This is a genomic window from Sphingomonas faeni, assembly GCF_023195535.1.
Taxonomy (GTDB): Bacteria; Pseudomonadota; Alphaproteobacteria; order Sphingomonadales; family Sphingomonadaceae; genus Sphingomonas; species Sphingomonas faeni_B.
Map to the genome: position 1 here is coordinate 1 of NZ_JALPNF010000017.1, position 18,957 is coordinate 18,957.

Consider the following 18,957-nt stretch of genomic DNA (forward strand, 5'->3'; position numbering starts at 1 on the left):
CCGCCGCCAAGCGTTTCGGCGCGCGGCTTCTCGCTGGCGTCCACCTCGGTCGATCTCCCGACCGACGAAGGGCAATATCCCGCCGGCCCGCATGCCGACGTCATCAACGCCAACTGCACCTCGTGTCATTCGGCGAGCATGGCGCTGAACCAGCCGCCACTCTCCTCCGATCAGTGGACCGCGGAGGTCACCAAGATGCGCGAGGTCTACAAGGCTCCTGTTGCACAGGCTGACGTGCCGGCGATCGTCGCTTATCTGACCGCCATGAGCGCAAAGCAGCCGGGCGCCGCGAAGGGCAAGGCGCAAGACCCCGATCCGAAGGCTGCGCCCGACGTATCGGGGGGATCAGGCTAAGCCCATCACTCACGACACGCGGTTCTGCGCGCGAAGTGCTGTGCGGCGTGTACGTGTCTCGCGCAGTGTTGCATTGGGCGCGAGGCCGTTCGCGGGCACCTTGGGTATCGCAACGCGCTGCGACAGGTAGATGCCATTGTGGCCCGAGCAGAGATAGGCCACGAAACAGGCGACGGCGATCGGCACCGCATAGCTGGCGCCAAACAGTTCAATCCCCATGAAGGTGCAGGCGAGCGGGGTATTGGCAGCCCCGGCAAAGACCGCAACAAAGCCGATCGCGGCGAACAGGCCCGTCGGCACGCCCAAGAAAGGCGCCAGCGCGTTACCGAGCGCTGCGCCGATGAAGAACAACGGCGTGACTTCACCGCCTTTGAAACCCGCGCCGAGCGTAACGACGGTAAACAGGAGCTTGATCGCCCAACTCCACGGATGCGTGTCCGGTCCGAAGAAGCTGGCGATGGTAAGGCTGTCGGGCCTCGCTGCCAGGACACCCAGGCCCAGATAGTCGCGCGTGCCGAACAAGAAGACGAGCGCGATAACGAAGACCCCGCCGATCACTGGACGTAGCGGACCATAGGGAACAATCCGCTTGAGCCATCCCCCGACCAGGTGGTTGGCTTCGGCGAAGGCCAGACCAACCAGTCCGAATATGATCCCCGCAACACCTGCCTTCGTCACGAGCAGCGCATCGACCGGTATCGACGCGCCGATCGGGTAGACACCGTGATGGATACCCCAGGCGAGGCACGTCCAATCTCCGACCAGCGCCGCAACGAGGCAAGGCACTAGCGCGGAGTATTCGACGCGGCCGATCGCCAGCACTTCGAGCGCGAAGACCGCGCCTGCGATCGGCGTGCCGAAGACCGCGCCGAACCCGGCTGCGATACCCGTCATCAACAGGATGCGCGTGCCGCCCGCATCGAGGCGGAGCGCGCGGCCGAAACCGCTGGCAAGGCTTCCGCCCAATTGGACGGCGGTGCCCTCACGTCCGGCCGAGCCACCGAAAAGATGCGTCACCACTGTGCCGAAGAAGATGAGCGGCGCCATCCGCAGAGGCACCCCGCCACCAGGCTCGTGGATCTGCTCCACGATCAGGTTGTTGCCGCCCTCCACCGAGCGCCCGGTGAGATGGTACAGTAATCCGACAACGAACCCGCCCACCGGCAGCAGATAGAGCAGCCAAGGCGACGCAAACCGCAGTCGCGTAACGGTATCGAGACTCAGCAGGAACGCCGCACATAGCGTCCCGACGAGTGCCGCCATGGGCAGCAAGATCAGCGCCCAGCGCAGGACAGAGATCGCATGGTCGTGACGATCGCGCATGAATGCCGCGACGTTCAGCGTGCCGACGAGATTGCGAAAGGTAGCGCGCACAATTCCTCCTTGCTGCCTGAAGGCGCCAAGTAGGAATCATCAGCTCTTATCAGAGCGGTTCGGCCAAATTGCCCGGCAGAAATCCATTGCCAAAGTCGATCTATTAGACGTTTGCCCCAACCGTCAATGGGCATGTTGGTCGGGCAAATGCTCGGACCGGCCAGTCGGCAGCGTCTATCTGAGCCCGTTATATGTACCGACCCCGGGTACGCTGCATGCGGGACCGATCGGCTTTGGCCCACGTCGTTTTCGGGCTTCGTCACAAGGGGGCGATACCGCACGAAAGCCGCGGATGCGCTGCGGGGTCTGATCGGTTCGCAGCAAACCTAGGGATGGCTGCTACGAGCGTGCCGTCCAGATGCCGACGAGCGCGGCCAGTGACACGAGCATGAGAAACCCGTTCATCACTAGGAGCAACGTCGCTGGCAGGCGCTTGATGTCCGGTCGTGGCGGCGGGGCGCCTGCGCCCATCTCTCGCCACACCGCAGCGGCGAAGCAAAAGGCGCTGAACAAGATCAGCATGGTCCCGGTCGCCGTCGCCAGCCACGGGAACACGACGTCCTTGAGCAGCGCGCGCGCGCCGATACCGGAAGCGAGCGCCGCCAGTCCGGTACGCACCCAGGCAGCATAGGTGCGTTCGCCGGCGAGGATTGTGCGGTCCGCGGCAAGCTCTGTGCGACGGTCGGCGCTGTCCACCTGCTGGACTGCGCTGTCCTTCAGCTTGCTCGCGCTCTCCGCCAGCTTCGCATGGGCCCGATCGGCGTCGTGCGGCGCGTCCATCAGCCAGCGGTAACGGCGATGCGATGCCAGGCAGTCGAGAGATAGCCGGCGAAGTTCCAGATCGCCTCGGGCCGTTCGGGCTGCATCTGCCCGGCACCGTCAACGGCGCGCACGATCAGGACGTGGAGTCCGGGAGACAGATCGACCGTGACGTTCCACTGCGTCCAGCTCCAAGGCGCATCGGGTTTTGCAGTCAGTTCCGCCTGCAGCCAGTCGGTGCCGCCATTGACAGAGACCTCGACGCGCGAGACCGCTCGGCCGAAGGCGACCGCATAACCCGCGATTTCGCACGCGCCGGCGCTGACATGCGCGCCGTCCACCGGCGCGCAGATCGCAGCATTGAGCGGCATCTCCTCGATAGTCAGACCCCGATCCCAGTCCGCGTCCTCCTTCGCTACCGACGCCGGAAAGAGCTTGTAGTCCTTGGCCTGGATCGGCGCATCGGACGGGCGATCGCGCACCTCGATGCGCGTCAGCCACTTGGCGCTACGAACGCCCGCATAACCCGGCACGACGAGCCGCAGCGGTGCGCCATGTTCGGGGGCCAGCGCCTCGCCATTCATGGCCCAGACGATCAGCACGTCGGGCTCTAGCGCCTTGGCGATCGAGATCGAGGCACCGAACGGTGCCGTCTCACCATCGACATCCACGTTGTCGGCCCCCGTAGTGCCGACGAACGACGCGCCGTCCTGGATGCCGGCTGCGGCGAGCACGTCGCACAGTGCGACGCCGGTCCACGCCGCATTGCCAATCGCGCCCACGTCCCAGGGATCGCCCGAAGTCTTTTCCACGTCTTGAAGATGTGCCCGACGATTGCCGGCGCACTGCATGGTCGCGGTCACTGTCCGGGTCGCAAATGCCGTTTGAAGTTCGGCAACCGTGTAGGAGCGCGGGCGGTCGACTAAGCCGTCCAGCGCTATACGATGATCGTCGGCCAGTTCCGGCGTTGGTCCGTGACTGCGGATGTAGAAGTTCGCCTGCGGCGTCAGGAAGGACGTGATCAGTTTATCCGGGGGCGTTTCCGCATTGAGCGGCTCCGGACAGCGGAGGATCAGATTCTGTTCGGCGCGATCGGATGCGGTCATGCAAGCGGCCTACCATGATGAAATCAGTAGCGAAATCGATCGTTTTGCTGGGCGATGTCACCCAGACTCTTTCGATAGCCTATCCCTTTCTAGACGGCGGTGGAGCGATCACCATGCCGTCGCGCGAAAGGCGCCGAGCGCCAGACAGCCTTTCCCGTAGATCGTCGCGATGTGGCTGGACTTGCTACGACGGCTTTGTCCCAAAAGTCGTCGCTAGGTACTAGGGATGACGGAAAACCCTGTCGCCATCGCAGATGCGCGACAAACGGGTGATTTGCGCCGCCTGAACCCGGATGAGGGCGCTTAACGTATATCTGGGTCCGTTCTATGTACCGACCCCGAAGAGGGGGCGATCCGAATGATCCGTCCCGAGTGGAACATGCAAGGGCTGGGTGAATGCCCGGCATCTGTAACGGGCACCCCGGAATCCGCCAGCCCACTTGTTGGCATGTGAACATGATAGCACGAGAACACGATGGAACGTGAACACGTGTCTGGCATGTAGAGGTTGGTAGCAAAGCCTATCGGTGAGTTTTGGGGTAGCGGCTCACCTTTGGGCCGACGCGCTGAAATCTACCAGCACGGGCAGTTCGGGAATTCCGCCGCGCAGCTTTGCCCGTCGTACAATGCTGTGCTGGTCGATCAGGTTCTGTGCGTCGCGCTTGCCGCTGGACGTTTTTGGGAACCAGTGGAGTGCCACCCGTTCGACCTTGCGCCCGTTCTTGATCGGCGTGAAATCGACATAGAAGGGGCAAAGCTTGTTAATTTCCTCGACAGCCACCTTCAGACAATATTTGTTCATATCAGCGAAGCGTTCGAGTTTACCTTCAGGCACGTTAAGCAGGCCGCGCAGCTCTTCGATCGTAAACTCCTCTTTCTGTTTGTATTCGAGACCAATGCGCCGCTCGATCATTTCATAGAGACAAAGTGCGTATTTTGACTCGAAGCAATACATTACCTGCGTCTTGAGACGGGCATAAACCTGACTGTTCCGCAGTATCTCGATCAGCTCTTCTGGGATACGATAGTGAAGGAAGCCGTCCTTTTCGAGGCTTTCATCACTTGGGCCGAGCAGCTGGACACGGCGCTTGTAGCTCTTGCCATCCTTGCGGATCGTGACGATCGCGATGGTGCCCATGAGGCGCAGCAGTGAACTCTCTATGCGCTCGTTGCCTTGGTGCGTCCCTTTCAGTCCGGATTTCGCAATGCGATGGATGATCGGCTCGCCAATGCGTTCCCAGGCATTGGCGATCAGCAGGTTGTAGATACGGCGATCCGCGAGGGTGAGGGGGCTTAGCTCTACAATATCGACCAACTCGCCGGGCTTGACGATTTCACCGTAGTTGGCGGGATCAAAAGGATTTCCACGTCCCTTCTGGGCCAGCGTGCGGAATGTCATATCGACCACGGCAGGTTGCGACATAGGCTTGACCAACGGTGAGCTAGAGGAACTTACCAACTCACCCTAATCACGAAAAGTGAGCTAGGCAAATGTTTCAGCTCCCCCGTGGAGTAGAGAGGCGGATACCCCAAAACTCACCGATCCTTTTAACCCAACCATTGGGGTACCCCAACACTCACTGGACCCTGCCCGAACACTCACTTTTACCGACCCCAAAGCTCACCGCATGCTACCCCGAAACTCACGCGAATCGACCCCAACGCTCACTGTTGGAGTCATTTTTCGGCAGAAATACGGACCTTTCAGAGCTCTGAATCTTGAATCAGAAGAATTAGAGAATCTGAACGGCGAAAGGTGAGCTTTGGGGTGGCGAGCCTGTGGATAACCACCGTCAGAATAGGCAAATGGAATCGGCCTAATGGCCGATGCACTATTCGTCTCGTGCCGGCTGCGCTGTCACCAGAGCGGCGCAAACGCCGCGTGCTTAGCGGAAAAAGAAGAAAGGCGAGCTGGCGACCAGATACTACGCCAGAGCCGACCAAGAGCGCCATGAGGGCAGGGAAGAGGGCTTTGCCACGATCCGCACCCTTGCAGCACCGAACCTCGCTGTTGGTGCTTAAATCAGCTCCTTCGCGATCGGTTTCGTAGATCGTCAATCCGATCACCAGCTCCGTCACCTTCGGAAGGTGAGGCGCTACCCCAAAACTCACCTTTCGCGCATCGTCACGCAGGATCGAACAGGCCGGTGAACTCGCGTTGATCGTAATAACGGATCTTCTCGACTGCGAGCGGGTGTTCACCCTGGCGCAGCAGCAGGAGTTGATCGGGCCGCATCCGCATGATTTCGTCTGGCGTGGCGAGCCGGCGGGCCGAAACGTGCCCGCTGACGCTCTCCGAAGGCCCGGCGCGATTTTCGCCCCAGCCCGTACCGCGTGACGTGCTGACGGTATCGTATTCGATCGTCGTGTCGCCGATCGTGCGCGAGAGCATGTCGGCGGTCGCATGATCGTTGACCCCGAACGTCTGGATTACGCCGGCGTTGGACATGAACGTGCCGGCGCGTTCGCCATAGGTGGCTTTGAGCTGATGCATGTCCTGAAGGATCGGCCAGAGCTGGAGGCCGTAACCCGCCATCAGCCCCATTGCGCGCTCGACAGGTTCGAGGCGGCCGAGCGCGGCGAACTCATCGAGCAGGAACAGAACAGGCCGGGCGGGCGGTGGACCGGGCCATGTCGGTGACGGCCTGGCTCACCAGCAGCCGCAGCCAGCGGGCATAAGTATCGAGCCGATCGGGCGGCAGGCACAGGAACACCGTGGCTGTCGTGTCCTTCAGCCCCGCGAAGGTGAAATCGGACGCGGCCGTACTGGCGACGATGCGTTGGCTGTCGAGAAAGTGGGTATGGCGCTGCGCCGAAGACAGGACGCCTGCTGCTTCGCGATCGGACTTGCCGAGCTGGCGGTTGGCGGCGCGGGCGATCAGGCCACCGGCGCCGACGCTGTCCTGCATATCGGCCAGCAGCGCGGCAAAGCCGGCGGGGGCGAGCGTCAACTTGTCGCGTACCGTCGCCAACACGCGGCGATCGGCAGGTTCGTGGATGACGGTGTGTAGGATCAGCCCGGCGATCAGAGCCTTGGCTTCCTCGTTCCAGTGGGCTTCGCCCGATTGCCCCGGCGCGTCATGCACCAGCGCGTCGGCGAGGGTGTTGGCATCTTCCGCGAGATCGAGGCTGGCGGGATCGAGCCGGTCGAGCGGATTGTAGCGGGCAGGGGGCTGACCCGACACGCCGAATGGATCGAGGCACCAGACCTGGCCCTTGGCGGCACGCGCGCGGGAGGTGACACGGGCGTTCTCGCCCTTGGGGTCGATGCAGATCACCGAGCGGTCGAGCAGCAGCAGGTTGGGAATGATCGTACCCACGCCTTTGCCCGAGCGGGTGGGTGCCATCGTCAGGAGATGCGCCGCGCCGTCGTAATGCAGCAGCTTTCCCGACTTCGCCGAGCGGCCGATCAGAAGATCTCCGTTCGCTTCCAGCTTCCGCACGTCGGCACGGTCACCGAAACGTGCGGAGCCGAGCAGATCGTTGTGCTGGTTGGCGGCACGCCGGTTGAAGCGCCAAGCCAGGAATAGGATCGCTCCGGCCAGCAGGAACGGAATGTCGGTCGCGATCTCGCCATAACCGAAGATGCCCTTGAGCCAGGCGTTGCTCGCCATCAGCACCACGAAGGCGACGAAGACCGCGAGTAGTGGGCTGATCCGTCGCCGGGGCATCAGTGCGCCGCCATCGGCGTGACCGGCAGGGACCGGTCGGCGTCGGGATGATCGAGCAGCCGGAGCAGGATTTGCGAGACCAGGGGAGGGGGCACGCCCTCGTCCAGCATCATCGCGAAAAACGCATCGTCGTTGGGCGTCGGGATCATGTCCTCGATGACCAGGTTGGCGCGCGAGTCCGCCATGTCTTCGTGCCACATCGCGATTTCCGTTGGCGTGCCGCGCACGAAATCCATCGCGCGGACCTGGCAGCGGATCGTCTCGATATCGAAATCGCTCATTGCGCCTCGCTCCCTTCCGCCTCTGCGTCGAACGCGCGTTTTCCGCGTCTTTTCCATAGCGCCAGTATGTCGCCAGAATCGTCGTGACGACCACGCCCGGCAAGATCGAGCAGCGCGCCGTAAAGGGTGGCACGATCGTCGTCGGTCAGCTCGACCAGGCCCGCTTTTTGGACGAGGCCGCCTAGCTCAATCAGGTGGCGTGTTCGTTCGCGACGTTGCACGACCCAGCCCCTGCTATCCGTTCGCCGTTCCGCCGCTTCCGCCCGCAGCGTCGCCGCCCGATTCAGTCGCAGCGCCCGATCCGTCGATCGCAGCAGCGCCGCCACCTTTGCGCCCGCGCCGTTGAAAGAAGGCCGCGCCCTTTGCGCGCCATGCCTCCTTCGCGCTGGCGTCCTTTGATCCGATCGCATCGAGCAGCACGCCGACTAGGGTTTCCGCATCAAGCGCATCGGCACCAGTGGCAGCGACGAGCTGGCCTAGCTGTTCAACCCGCTTCGCCTTGAGCGAGCGGGCCTTGTCGTTCAGCGCCTTTAGCTCAGCATCGTAATCGCGAACCTTCCTCATACCTTTTTCCTCACAAAGCGGATCGCGGCGCGAGCAGGATTACACCCGCCCCAACGATGCACATGGTTGCACCGATCATATCCCACCGATCGGGCGCACGATGCTCAACCAGCCACAGCCACAACAAAGACGAGAGGATATAGACGCCGCCATAGGCAGCATACGCCCGCCCGGCCGCATCAGAATCGACGCGGGTCAACAAGAAGGCGAATAGCGCCAGCGAGACCATCCCCGGCGCAATCCACCACACCGATCGCCCAAGCTTCATCCATGCCCAGAAAGCAAAGCAGCCGGCGATTTCAGCAAGTGCCGCAGCGAGGTAGATCGCACTGGTCATCGTCAGTGAACCTAATGTCGGCATCGCCTCACTTCCGCATCTTGATGCCACCACTTTAACGCACCCGGCATGAGGGTAAAGCAGGAAAGGGCAAACACAGGCACCAAGTCAATCAGGAGATGCGCAGCAGATCGGGAGTGCGCGCTTATACGTCGTTGCCGACGTGCGCTAAGTAGGGCAGTGTGCGGAGCGTCATGGCGATCTATCATTTCTCCGCCAAAGTTGTGAGCCGCGCAAACGGATCGAGCGCCGTCGCGAGCGCCGCCTATCGTTCCGCATCTGAGCTGCACGACGATCGGTTGAACCGCGATCACGACTTCAGCAACAAGGCGGGCGTGATTCACTCCGAGGTGATGTTGCCGGAGGGCGCACCAGAGCGTTTAAACGATCGCACGACGCTGTGGAACGAGGTTGAGGCAGGCGAGAAGCGCAAGGACGCGCAGCTTGCCCGTGAGGTGGAGTTCTCGATTCCGCGTGAGATGAACGAGAAGCAGGGCGTCCAGCTCGCACGCGATTTCGTGAAGAAGCAGTTTGTCGATCGCGGGATGGTCGCTGATCTGAACGTGCATTGGGACAAGGCGAAGGACGGCACGCCCAAGCCGCACGCGCATGTCATGCTTGCGATGCGCGACGTGGGGCTGGAGGGGTTCGGGAAGAAGAACCGCGACTGGAACTCGACCGAGCTTTTGAAGGACTGGCGCGAGGCGTGGAGCGCTCACGTTAACGAGCGCATGGCCGAGCTGGGGATTGAGGGTCGCATCGACCACCGCAGTTACGAGGCGCAGGGGATCGGGCTGGAGCCGCAGCACAAGATCGGCCCGGCCGCATCGCGTCGTCCGGAGCAGGGGCTTGAGGCGGAGCGGATCGAGGATCACACGCGCATCGCTCGTGAGAACGGCGAGAAGATCATCGCCGATCCCAATGTCGCGCTGGACGCCCTCACGCGGCAGCAGGCCACGTTCACCGTCCGTGACCTTGCGACGTTCGCGTTCCGGCACAGCGACGGCAAGGAGCAGTTCGACCAGGTGATGGGGGCGGTGCGCGCCAGCCCTGAGCTGGTCGCATTGGGGAAGGATGGACGCGACCAGGAGCGGTTCACGTCGCGCGACATGATTGCGGTGGAGAACCGGCTTGAGCGTGCCGGCGACGATCTGGCGGGCCGGGGCGAGCATGGCGTCGCCGATCGGCATCGTGACGTCGCGATCGGCGCGGCCGAGGGGCGTGGCCTTGTCCTGTCGGGCGAGCAGCGCGACGCCTTCGATCATGTGACCGGCGACGCGGGGCTGGCGTCCGTCGTCGGCTATGCCGGCAGCGGCAAGTCGGCGATGCTTGGCGTGGCGCGCGAGGCATGGGAGGGGCAGGGTTACACGGTTCGCGGCGCGGCGTTGTCGGGCATTGCGGCCGAGAACCTTGAGGGCGGATCGGGCATCCAGTCCCGCACCATCGCTAGCCTGGAACACGCATGGGGGCAGGGCCGCGAGCAGCTAGGCCCCAAGGACGTGCTGGTAGTGGACGAGGCTGGCATGATCGGCTCGCGCCAGATGGAGCGGGTGCTGTCCCAGGCACGCGATGCTGGGGCCAAGGTCGTGATGGTCGGCGATCCTGAGCAGTTGCAGGCGATCGAGGCGGGCGCGGCGTTCCGCAGCGTCACCGAGCGGCACGGCGCGGCCGAGATCACCGAGATACGCCGGCAGCGCGAGGACTGGCAGCGCGACGCCACACGTGCGCTGGCGACCGGGCGCACCGGCGAGGCGATCCACGCCTATGACGGCAAGGGCACGGTCCACGCGGCCGACACGCGCGAGGCGGCGCGGGGCGCGCTGGTCGATGGTTGGGATCGCGCGCGCCAGACCGAGCCGGGCAAGAGCCGCATCATCCTCACCCACACCAACGCCGAGGTGCAGAGCCTCAATGGCGAGGCGCGCGACCGGTTGCGCGCGAGCGGCGACCTTGGCGATGACGTGACGGTGAAGGCCGAGCGCGGCGAGCGGCAGTTCGCGACCGGCGACCGCATCATGTTCCTTCGCAACGAGCGCGGCATGGGGGTCAAGAACGGCACGCTGGCGACGATCGAGCGGGTATCGCCCGAGGGCATGGCGGTGCGCCTCGATGACGGGCGCGGGGTCGCGTTCGACACCAAGGATTATGCCCATGTCGATCACGGCTATGCGGCGACGTTCCACAAATCCCAAGGCGTGACGGTCGATCGCGCCCATGTCCTCGCCACTCCGGGCATGGACCGCCACAGCGCCTATGTCGGCATGTCGCGGCACCGCGACGACGTGCAGCTTCACTATGGCCGCGACGACTTCACCGACCAGCGCCAGCTTGTTCGCGCTCTGTCGCGCGAACGCGGCAAGGACATGGCGGGCGATTACGCTAAGCCCGAGCAGGATCAGGCGCGGGCGTTCGCCGATCGGCGCGAGATCCGGTTCCCGGAACTCGCACGCCAGATGGTCGAGAAGGTGCGCGACAAGGCCAAGGGCATGTTTGCCGGTTTCCGGCCAAAGCCGGCTGTCGCGAAAGAGGGGGCGATTAACACTGCCCGCGATCACGGGCAGGGGGGTCCGATTAACACCGCCCGTGATCGCAGCCAGGGGGGTCCGATTAACACCACCTTGGACGTCTCTCAGGCCAAGGCGATCGAACGCTATGCACGTGCCGCGGGCGATATCGGCCGGATGCGCAACAAGGGTCTGCCCGTGCTGCCGCATCAGGAGAGCGCTTTGCAGAAGGCTGGCGAGAGGCTGGACGCGACCCGTCCCCATGCCGCGCGCGACCTTGCATCGGCGCTTGCGCGTGATCCGAAGCTTATCGAGCAGGTGTCGGGCGGCAATACAGTTGGCGCGGCACGCGCGATGGCCGACGAGAAGCGTGTGCGGCTAGACCCGGACGCGCGTGCCGAGCGGTTCGTGGAAGGCTGGCAGAAAATGCAGCAGGCGCGGGCAGGCATGGAGCGGGCCGGCGACAGTGCCGGTGCCGAGCGGTTGCGCGAGCGGATGGAGAAGGCGGCGGGCGGGCTGCACCGTGACCCGCAGCTCGAATCCGCACTGCGTCGCCATGCACCCGACCTGGCGCTGAAGCAGGAAAGCGAGCGGTCGATCGGCGATGCGCTGTCGTCGTCGCTCGATCGTGGGCGCGACCGGGATCGGGGGATGAGCCGGTGACGGTTCGTGCTTTCGGGTACGATCCGGTTTGTGGTTTCATGCAGTAAAGGGGAAGAAGTGCATGAGTGACGATCACGAACCGGACGCCGCAGCGGAGGCGTTTGAAGGTGTCCGCGGTGAGCTTGCGCTGTTGCGCCGCGCCGTCGAGCGGCTGTCCGCGGAGCGCGCCGAGGTGCCGGAGATACCCGATTACAGCGAGACGCTGGGGAAAATGGCGAAGGCGCTCAACGCGACCATGCAAAATGTCGGCGTGCTGGCGAAAACGGCCGAGGACAATGTCGCGCCGCGCTATGTCGCCGACCGGATCGTCGCGGCTGGCGGCCATGCCCGCGACGAGGATCGGCGCATGATCGCGACCGCCGGTGAGAAGATGGACAAGGCGACGACCGCTTTGCACGGTATCGGCGGTTCTGCCCGCCGTGCGGACGAGCAGCGCCGTACCTTGTGGCAGGTCGGTGCGGGAGCGTGCCTGGGCGGGGCGCTGCTATGGACGATCGTGCCGGGGATCATCGCGCGCGAGCTCCCGGGGAAGTGGCAGGTGCCCGAGTGGATGGCAGCGCGCACGCTTGACCTACCGAAATGGGAAGCCGGGCAGCGCCTCATGCGAGCTGCTGGGCCGGATGCTTTCGCCAACATCGCGGCAGCCGATCGGATCATCACCGCAAATCGCAAGGCTGTGCAAGCCTGCTACAAGATAGCTGTGAGGACTAAGAAGACGGTGCGCTGTACCATCGAGATCAGTCGGGATGACGTGGCGGCAAGAAGTGCGATCGTCAGCTCCACGGATTGAAGTGCCCAAGCGGTGCAAGCCGATCATTCCACCGGACAGCAGCGATGCGCTATGCGGAAGGGGCAAGTGCTTCGATGATCCGGCAGTCGGCGACGGTGTTGCGGCTACAGGAATCTATTAGCGCGTCGAGTTCACCAGCAAGCGCGGTGAGGTCTGCAATTTTGCGTCTAATCGCGTCGCGGTGTTGGTTGGCAACGACATCGACGGCGATGCAGGACTGATCGCGCCGATCGGCAAGCCCCATAAGCTCGCGCACCTGATCGATTGAAAAGCCAAGATCACGCGCGCGACGGATGAAGGACAGGCGGCGTAGATGCGCGCCCTCATAGGTCCGATAGTTCCCCGCCGATCGCTCAGGAGCCGGCAGCAAGCCAATCTGCTCATAGTAGCGGATCGTCTCGACTTTCGTGCCGGTCGCACCAGCCAGTTTTCCGATCGTCAGTTTCTCAGACACAGCGCTTGACCCTCTAGCGACTAGAGGGTGCATATAGGCTGTCAGATCGATTCTATCGAGGTGGCGAATATGGCCTGCACAAGCTGCGCGTCCGACAAGGCGGACACTCTCAACGACCCTAAGTGGCGGCGCGCGCTATGGATTGCGCTCGCCATCAATGGCGGCATGTTCGTTATCGAGATCGTTGCCGGCATCACGGGTGGATCGAAGGCGCTGCAAGCCGACGCGCTCGACTTTTTTGGGGATACTGCGAACTACGCAATCAGCCTTGGCGTTGCCGGAATGGCGATAGCCTGGCGCGCACGCGCTGCGATGTTGAAGGGGGCGACGCTTGCTTTGCTAGGCGTCTATGTCTTGTTCGCGGCGGGATGGGGGGCGCTCCACGACGCAACGCCCCATGCCGAAATTATGGGCGTGGTCGGCATCGCCGCGTTGATCGCGAACCTTGTAGTCGCGGTCATGCTGTACCGCTTTCGAAGCGGTGATGCGAACATGCGGTCAGTGTGGATTTGCTCGCGTAACGACGCGATTGGCAACATCGCCGTCGTACTGGCCGCAGGCGGAGTGTTCGGCCTCAACAGCGCGTGGCCTGATCTCGCCGTCGCCACCTTGATGGCTGTGTTGGGAATATCGGGCGGTGTTCAGATCATGCGGCAGGCACGCGCCGAAATGCGTAGCGAGCCCTCACCCGCCCCCGCTACTTACCAGCAGTCGTTACATGGCAGTCGGTAAGCTGCTAAGGCGCGGGCCGATGCACCGCCTCTCCGCCCTGTTCCTCAGTTTCATGCTCGTGCTTATGCTCGGGCTTGGATCAGTCGCGCATGCGACCGAAGGCGTGACGTGCGTTGATACCACAGCGGTCAGCTCCCTCGATCATTGCGACGGCGATGCCGACCAAGTGCCGGCAGAAGCCGACAAGGCTTATCCTCACCATCATGGTGGTTGCCACGGCCATCATGTCGGCGTGCCGATCGCGTCCGATTCAACCGGACCAGCCAGCAGCGTTCGTATGACTGCATCGATGTGGCGCAATGCGCCCAAGGCCCCGGTAGCGTCGGACCCAGCCCTACGTCCTCCCCAAGCCTGACCAACGCCTAATTCCGCCGGGAAAGCCCGTGCGGATGCCCAAGGTTCGTCAGGAGTCCGTTACCCATGCACCGTTTTATTGCGGCCTTATTGGCCGTGGCGTCGTGCGCGTCGATCGCACAGGCGCAGTCAGCCGATCCAACATCGACCAGTCCCCCGCTCACCCTTGAGCAGGCGCTTTCGCTTGCCGGAGCCAGCGCCCCCAGCCTTGAGGCTGCCACGGCTGGCGTCCGGGCAGCACAAGCAGGCCGCACGGTTGCCGGCTACCGCCCGAACCCGTCGATCGTCGCCGAGACCGAGAACATTGCCGGCAGCGGCCAATATCGCGGTCTTCGAAGCGCCGAGACAACGGCAGGTCTGGCACTACCGATCGAGTTGGGTGGCAAACGATCGGCACGGATCGCTGTCGCAGATGCGATTGGTAATCGAGCGAGGATAGGCACGGCGTTGGCCGAGGCTGATCTACGGCTTGCCATCACGCAGCTCTACATCGAGGCGACCGCAGCGGAACGCCGACTGGTGACCGCGCGCGAGCAGGCCGGTATCGCCCGCGAAGCATCGCGCGCAGCCGGCGTCCGCGTTCAAGCGGGGCGAGCATCACCGCTCGAACAGCAGCGCGCCGATGTATTGCGGATCAACGCGGAGACGGCTGTGGAGCGCGCAGAGCGGCTTGCCGAGGTCGCCCGAAGCAATCTTGCCCGACGGATCGGCCAACCCCTCACGGGACCGTTGGACTTGGTGTGGTTCGGCCGTGTCGAGGGCTTTGGTCCAGCGCGGCCGATCGAGACCGCCGGGACGCTGGCATTGGCGGCGACACGCGCGGACGTGACAACGGCAGAGGCACAGGTGCGGCTTGCTAGGTCGCAGCGCATTCCCGACGTGACACTCAGCGCCAGCGCACGACGGCTTGAGGCTACGAACGACGTGGCAGCGGTGTTCGGGCTGTCGATCCCGTTCCCACTGTTCAACAACGGCAAGGCGGCAGTGGCGCAGGCGCGGGCGCAGACTGATCAGGCGCAGGCGCTACGTCGCGCGGAGTTCAACACGACGGTTTCTACCAAGCTTCTTTCGATACTTGGCCAATCCGTGAAGGCAACGAGTTGATCGCGTTGCGCGATGAAGATATTGAAGATTGCACGGTGATCGCGACCGTGAATGGTCGAAGCAAGACGATCAATGTCATCGAAGCCGGCTACTTCGCGACCCGGTTCCCGCTGGAGGTAGCAACCTATATCAAAGGTCATCCTGACAGAGCTGCTGCGAAAACTGCAATGCTTAAGATGCTGAAGGATCAGATTATATCACGTAGCGAGCGTGTTTAATATCGAAAGCATCATTCGGAACAACAATGCGACGTTTTACGACTTTGACACTCGTAAGAGGCGAAGTTAGAAACCGAAGGTTGCTGTTCTAACGGCGCTGTCAATAGCGCTCGCTATTCTATGTCCGAAGGTTTCCGATAATCTTCTTGCAGGCTTTCTTTCGGTGCAATCGATTCTGCTTGGCTTTACATTCAACGTTATGTTCTTTCTTGTTGGACAAAACAAGGAAAAATCCACCGAACCACAATCGATAGAAGGTCAGCTTCGCGCCGAACGCATTAAAACACTATATCATGAACTATTTTACAACGTTTCATATTTTAATCTGGTAGCAATAATGTCTATCATTACCGCGACCGGCTTGCTGCTACCAACAATGGAAGTGCCATATTTTCTACAGCATGTTGGCTTTTTCCAGTCATATTTACATTGGCTTAGTAATTCGACTGTACCAACGGTGATCGGTACAATCTTCCACGATAGTTTGATGTTCGTGTTTTATCTGCTGGCGTGTGAGGTCGTGTTTTCTATCGCTCGCGTTATCGGCCGAACGTCGTTCTACTTCGAGCGCAAAATGGGCGGAGTTCCCCCGCTCGATTGCTAGGTTTCCGCCGGCTGTTGACGGCTTCGTGGGATCCAACGCGTAACGATCGTCCGATTTCGGTCTCCGGTGTCAAAACCGGACGGTTCTGACGCTTGAGATAGGTCAGCGCCTTTCAAGCGCTTGCTGGTGTCAGAACCCTCATTTAAAATAGCTCGGCGAGGGGTTGCAGTCGGTGGCTCGCTTGGACCAAGCCGCTTTTCCGAAAGCGGTCGAGGTAATCTTCGGCGGTTACAGCGGGATTGCGAAACTGACGGCGCTGGCTACCGATCGCGGTCAGAGCCTTGGCCGTATCAAGATCGATGACATTGACGATGAAGTCGTCGGGATGCTTCACCTCGATACCGTGGCGGGCGGCCACTTCGACCGGAAAATCCTTGAGGTTGTAAGTGACGATCGCATCGGCTCTGCCGTGAATCGCTGCTGCAAGAACATGGACGTCCTTGGGATCAGGCAGCGTCAGGGCAGGCATCAGCGATTCATAGCTTTCCACCAGCGCCTCCCCGAAGCTGTCCATGTAGGCCCGCTGGCGTTGGAAATGGTCAGTTGGCAAATCAGGAAACCGCCGCCTCAGGCTTTCCTCCCACTCGGCCAGGATCGCCTCGCTCCAGAGCGGCCGGAACAGCCGGTTGGCGGCGAACCACAAAAGCGCACCCCGCACGATGGAGGGGTGCATGACGTTGGCATCAAGCAGGACGGTGTAGCGGCCGACCAGCATCAGGGACGATCGAGGGGTGCGTGATCATCGAAGAGGCCAGCTTCCTGATCCAGGTCCGCCATCCCCTGCAAGGCCTCATGCCGGGCCGCATCCATGCGGCTGCGGTAGGTCAGCACGTCGCGCCCGAGCAGCTTACGATGCGTGCCGACCATCCGGAACGGCAGGTCACCGCGTTCTAAGAGCTTGATGAGGTGTGGACGCGACATGTTGAGCAGATCGGCCGCCTGGCTGGTTGTAAGTTCTGCCTGTACTGGCACAACAGTGACGGCATGACCGTTGCCGATCTCAACCAGCATCTTGACGATACTGTTGAACACACCAGAAGGCAGGCTGATAACGTCCTCGCCTGCCCCTTCTACAGTCAGGTGAATAGGGCGGCTGGAATCTACCCTCGACAGTGCACGCGCGGCGTTACCGGCCGCCTCGATCTCGTGTGCAGTAGGCTCGTAGGCCTCGTCGATATTGAAGGCCACGGCGGCCATGTTTCGTCTCCCAGAGCGGAAGCCATCTAGTGATTGCGACTTGTAAACGCAATAAGTGAAACGAGTGTCAACGGGAGGACGTTCCACTGCGGTGATCGTCGAGCATGCTGAGGGGGGTTGGTGTGATCCAGTCGCCTCCCAGCTTGGGGTATGGGCCGTAGAACAGATCACCCAACGCACGCCGATAGTGCGCGTTCATCCAGCGACGGCGTCGATGCTCCGGTCCATCGTGGAGCATGTGGCAGCGCTGGCAGAGCGCTGCGAGCTGGTGAAGCGCACTGTCGCTCGGATCATGATTGAGGTGCGCACAGGCCAGGACCACCGGTGTCCACCGGCCTTGTAGCAGAATGTTCTCCGTAGGCCGTTGCACACGCCGGCCCCGGCCATTGCGCCAGCATTGCCGGTTCCGATCCCACCACCGTCCGTCGCCCAGGTGGAAGACCTTCTGCCTGTGGGGGCGTCCACAATGCTCGCAGTGTCCCCCCGCCCGCACGAAGCGTATCTGGTGCGAGAGCTGCGCCCAGTCGATCGGATACAGGAACACGTGCTCGGGGCGGATAGGCATCAGGCCCTCCCTGCCGAAACGTCAGGTTGCTCAGCCCACCGCATCATGGAGCCACCGTCGCTGCGGTCAGCGCCCGGTAGAGTGTGGCATGATGGCATTTGAGCAGCTTGGCGGCTTCGCGCACCGATGTGCCTTCGCCTATCAATCGTTCGCCGAGCGCGACCTGATCGGGGGTGAGCTTGGGCGGACGGCCGAAGCGCACCCCTCTTGCCTTGGCTGCTACCCGTCCGCTGCCGGTGCGCTGGTGGATCAGCTCGCGCTCGAACTCGGCGATGCCGGCGAACACGGTCAGCACCATGCGGCCCGCAGGCGAGGTCGTATCCGCCCAGGGCTCGGCCAGCGAACGCAGACCGGCGCCGACCTCCTTCAGTCTCTCGGCAATATCGAGCAGGTCGCGGGTCGAGCGTGCCAACCGATCAAGCCGCGTCACCACCACCGTGTCTTCGTCACGCAGTTGCTCGATCATCTTGGCAAGCTGAGGCCGGTCACGCTTTGCGCCAGAGATTTTTTCTTCGAACGTCCGCTTGCATCCGGCCTCTTTCAACGCGGCGCGTTGCAGCCGGAGATCCTGGTCATCGGTGGACACACGGGCGTAGCCAATCAACATGTCGCATAACTGTATCGAAATGTGAGTATTATGCAACAGACTTTTGCGACAACGCTAAATGAGACAAAACAGTTTTCAGGAACGCTGTCGCAAAACTTAGAACATTTGCGACAGTCGACAGTTGCTATCCTGCGGCCCTCACAGCCTCATTCTTCAAGCCTGCCTGTGCGAGCCTCCTTCTTCGACTTGTCCCATTCCTTCTTGATGAGCTGTTGGGCTGCTTTCTCGACCGTATCCGCCTTTTTGAGCCAATCGGGCTTTGGAGTATGCCGCGCACTCACTAGCTCCTCGACTGCGCGGAAGAGCGCGCGATCCAGGGCATGTTTGTCCTCAGTCCCTACGTCGCGGCAGGCCGGGTTTAGGCGGAGTACGATACCAGCGCGCGCGGCATGTACCTTTCGCCAATTCACCGGCTTGGCAGGGCTAACTGCACCACGCCGCACCTCGGCCGTTAACTCTACAACCAGCCCTCGCATTGCTTCTCGCCATACCGCGCGCTCGCTGGTGACGATCTGGACGAAGATGGCCTTGTCTGCGTTCTCCTTCCCGGCCTGCGCGCCAAAACGCGCGCCAAGGTAGGCAAGCACGCCCGCAAAGGCCGTTCCGAAGCCTTGCACCCACGTCCAGCCGCCTGATCCTGACCCCCCTGATATTCCTGTCACGTATGCTCCCTTATGCCGCGAACCTCGGGTGCAGCTTACGACCACCCAACCACGCTG

At 62.4% G+C, this 18,957-nt stretch carries 20 protein-coding genes, 2 pseudogenes and 1 riboswitch; of the genes and pseudogenes, 8 read left to right on the top strand and 14 right to left on the bottom strand.

Annotation, left to right across the window (positions count from 1 at the left end; translation table 11 throughout):
- Positions 1-354, top strand: a 354-nt coding sequence (locus tag SPHN_RS17810) for a hypothetical protein (protein ID WP_248525182.1), incomplete at its 5' end; no start/stop codon positions are given.
- A 9-nt stretch (positions 355-363) separates the two neighbouring features.
- Here the strand turns inward: SPHN_RS17810 and SPHN_RS17815 are convergent.
- The 9 genes and pseudogenes from SPHN_RS17815 to SPHN_RS17855 form a co-directional block, all read right to left on the bottom strand.
- Positions 364-1,728, bottom strand: coding sequence for a voltage-gated chloride channel family protein (locus SPHN_RS17815; protein WP_248525184.1), 1,365 nt, complete (start codon positions 1,726-1,728; stop codon positions 364-366).
- A 23-nt stretch (positions 1,729-1,751) separates the two neighbouring features.
- Positions 1,752-1,828, bottom strand: a riboswitch (Fluoride riboswitch).
- Between the two features lie 239 nt (positions 1,829-2,067).
- On the bottom strand, positions 2,068-2,508 hold the full coding sequence (locus SPHN_RS17820) for a YidH family protein (protein ID WP_051916165.1): 441 nt from the start codon (positions 2,506-2,508) through the stop codon (positions 2,068-2,070).
- The gene (locus SPHN_RS17825; protein WP_248525186.1) at positions 2,508-3,593 is read right to left on the bottom strand and encodes a sulfite oxidase; all 1,086 of its coding nucleotides are present in this window, start codon (positions 3,591-3,593) and stop codon (positions 2,508-2,510) included. Before SPHN_RS17825 ends, SPHN_RS17820 begins: the two co-directional genes overlap by 1 nt.
- 547 nt (positions 3,594-4,140) lie before the next feature.
- Positions 4,141-5,016, bottom strand: coding sequence for a replication initiation protein (locus tag SPHN_RS17830; RefSeq protein WP_031392895.1), 876 nt, complete (start codon positions 5,014-5,016; stop codon positions 4,141-4,143).
- 702 nt (positions 5,017-5,718) lie between these two features.
- Positions 5,719-7,078 (bottom strand): annotated as a pseudogene (locus SPHN_RS17835) (type IV secretory system conjugative DNA transfer family protein); the annotation flags it as partial.
- A gap of 185 nt (positions 7,079-7,263) precedes the next feature.
- The gene (locus tag SPHN_RS17840) at positions 7,264-7,545 is read right to left on the bottom strand and encodes a hypothetical protein (RefSeq protein WP_248525188.1); all 282 of its coding nucleotides are present in this window, start codon (positions 7,543-7,545) and stop codon (positions 7,264-7,266) included.
- Positions 7,542-7,766: a conjugal transfer protein TraD gene (locus SPHN_RS17845; RefSeq protein ID WP_133032462.1), complete on the bottom strand. Its 225-nt coding sequence runs from the start codon at positions 7,764-7,766 to the stop codon at positions 7,542-7,544. The genes SPHN_RS17840 and SPHN_RS17845 overlap by 4 nt, the downstream gene beginning before the upstream one ends.
- A gap of 13 nt (positions 7,767-7,779) precedes the next feature.
- Complete coding sequence (locus SPHN_RS17850; RefSeq protein WP_248525190.1) at positions 7,780-8,109, bottom strand: conjugal transfer protein TraD; 330 nt, start codon at positions 8,107-8,109, stop codon at positions 7,780-7,782.
- A 10-nt stretch (positions 8,110-8,119) separates the two neighbouring features.
- Positions 8,120-8,446, bottom strand: a complete 327-nt coding sequence (locus SPHN_RS17855; RefSeq protein ID WP_248525192.1) for a YnfA family protein — start codon at positions 8,444-8,446, stop codon at positions 8,120-8,122.
- Between the two features lie 194 nt (positions 8,447-8,640).
- Between SPHN_RS17855 and traA the strand changes: the two genes are divergently transcribed.
- Both traA and SPHN_RS17865 read left to right on the top strand, forming a co-directional pair.
- Positions 8,641-11,613, top strand: a complete 2,973-nt coding sequence (gene traA / locus SPHN_RS17860) for a Ti-type conjugative transfer relaxase TraA (protein ID WP_056677703.1) — start codon at positions 8,641-8,643, stop codon at positions 11,611-11,613.
- Between the two features lie 61 nt (positions 11,614-11,674).
- Positions 11,675-12,403: a DUF6118 family protein gene (locus SPHN_RS17865; protein WP_192143182.1), complete on the top strand. Its 729-nt coding sequence runs from the start codon at positions 11,675-11,677 to the stop codon at positions 12,401-12,403.
- Between the two features lie 49 nt (positions 12,404-12,452).
- On the opposite strand, the gene SPHN_RS17870 is transcribed toward SPHN_RS17865, so the two are convergent.
- A complete protein-coding gene (locus SPHN_RS17870) occupies positions 12,453-12,890 on the bottom strand; it encodes a MerR family transcriptional regulator (RefSeq protein ID WP_056677700.1) in 438 nt (145 codons plus the stop codon).
- Positions 12,891-12,926: 36 nt separating this feature from the next.
- Here SPHN_RS17870 and SPHN_RS17875 point away from each other — a divergent pair, with 36 nt between their 5' ends.
- The 5 genes and pseudogenes from SPHN_RS17875 to SPHN_RS17895 all read left to right on the top strand — a co-directional run bounded on the left by SPHN_RS17875 (position 12,927) and on the right by SPHN_RS17895 (position 15,869).
- A complete protein-coding gene (locus SPHN_RS17875) occupies positions 12,927-13,589 on the top strand; it encodes a cation transporter (protein ID WP_056421045.1) in 663 nt (220 codons plus the stop codon).
- A 19-nt stretch (positions 13,590-13,608) separates the two neighbouring features.
- Positions 13,609-13,944, top strand: a complete 336-nt coding sequence (locus tag SPHN_RS17880) for a hypothetical protein (RefSeq protein WP_248525194.1) — start codon at positions 13,609-13,611, stop codon at positions 13,942-13,944.
- A 65-nt stretch (positions 13,945-14,009) separates the two neighbouring features.
- Positions 14,010-15,002: pseudogene (locus SPHN_RS17885) on the top strand (TolC family protein); the annotation flags it as partial.
- Between the two features lie 41 nt (positions 15,003-15,043).
- Positions 15,044-15,265 (top strand): hypothetical protein, encoded by a 222-nt coding sequence (locus SPHN_RS17890; protein ID WP_248525196.1) that lies wholly within the window; start codon positions 15,044-15,046, stop codon positions 15,263-15,265.
- A gap of 163 nt (positions 15,266-15,428) precedes the next feature.
- Positions 15,429-15,869, top strand: coding sequence for a hypothetical protein (locus SPHN_RS17895; protein WP_248525198.1), 441 nt, complete (start codon positions 15,429-15,431; stop codon positions 15,867-15,869).
- Between the two features lie 142 nt (positions 15,870-16,011).
- Here SPHN_RS17895 and SPHN_RS17900 read toward each other — a convergent pair whose 3' ends face one another.
- The 4 genes from SPHN_RS17900 to SPHN_RS17915 form a co-directional block, all read right to left on the bottom strand.
- Positions 16,012-16,584: a PIN domain-containing protein gene (locus SPHN_RS17900; RefSeq protein ID WP_056677692.1), complete on the bottom strand. Its 573-nt coding sequence runs from the start codon at positions 16,582-16,584 to the stop codon at positions 16,012-16,014.
- Positions 16,584-17,066, bottom strand: a complete 483-nt coding sequence (locus SPHN_RS17905; protein WP_056677689.1) for a helix-turn-helix domain-containing protein — start codon at positions 17,064-17,066, stop codon at positions 16,584-16,586. Before SPHN_RS17905 ends, SPHN_RS17900 begins: the two co-directional genes overlap by 1 nt.
- Before the next feature lie 608 nt (positions 17,067-17,674).
- Positions 17,675-18,238: a recombinase family protein gene (locus SPHN_RS17910; RefSeq protein ID WP_056677686.1), complete on the bottom strand. Its 564-nt coding sequence runs from the start codon at positions 18,236-18,238 to the stop codon at positions 17,675-17,677.
- Between the two features lie 146 nt (positions 18,239-18,384).
- Entirely contained in the window at positions 18,385-18,855 is a 471-nt protein-coding gene (locus SPHN_RS17915; RefSeq protein ID WP_248525199.1) for a hypothetical protein, read from the bottom strand.
- Positions 18,856-18,957: the final 102 nt, after the last annotated feature.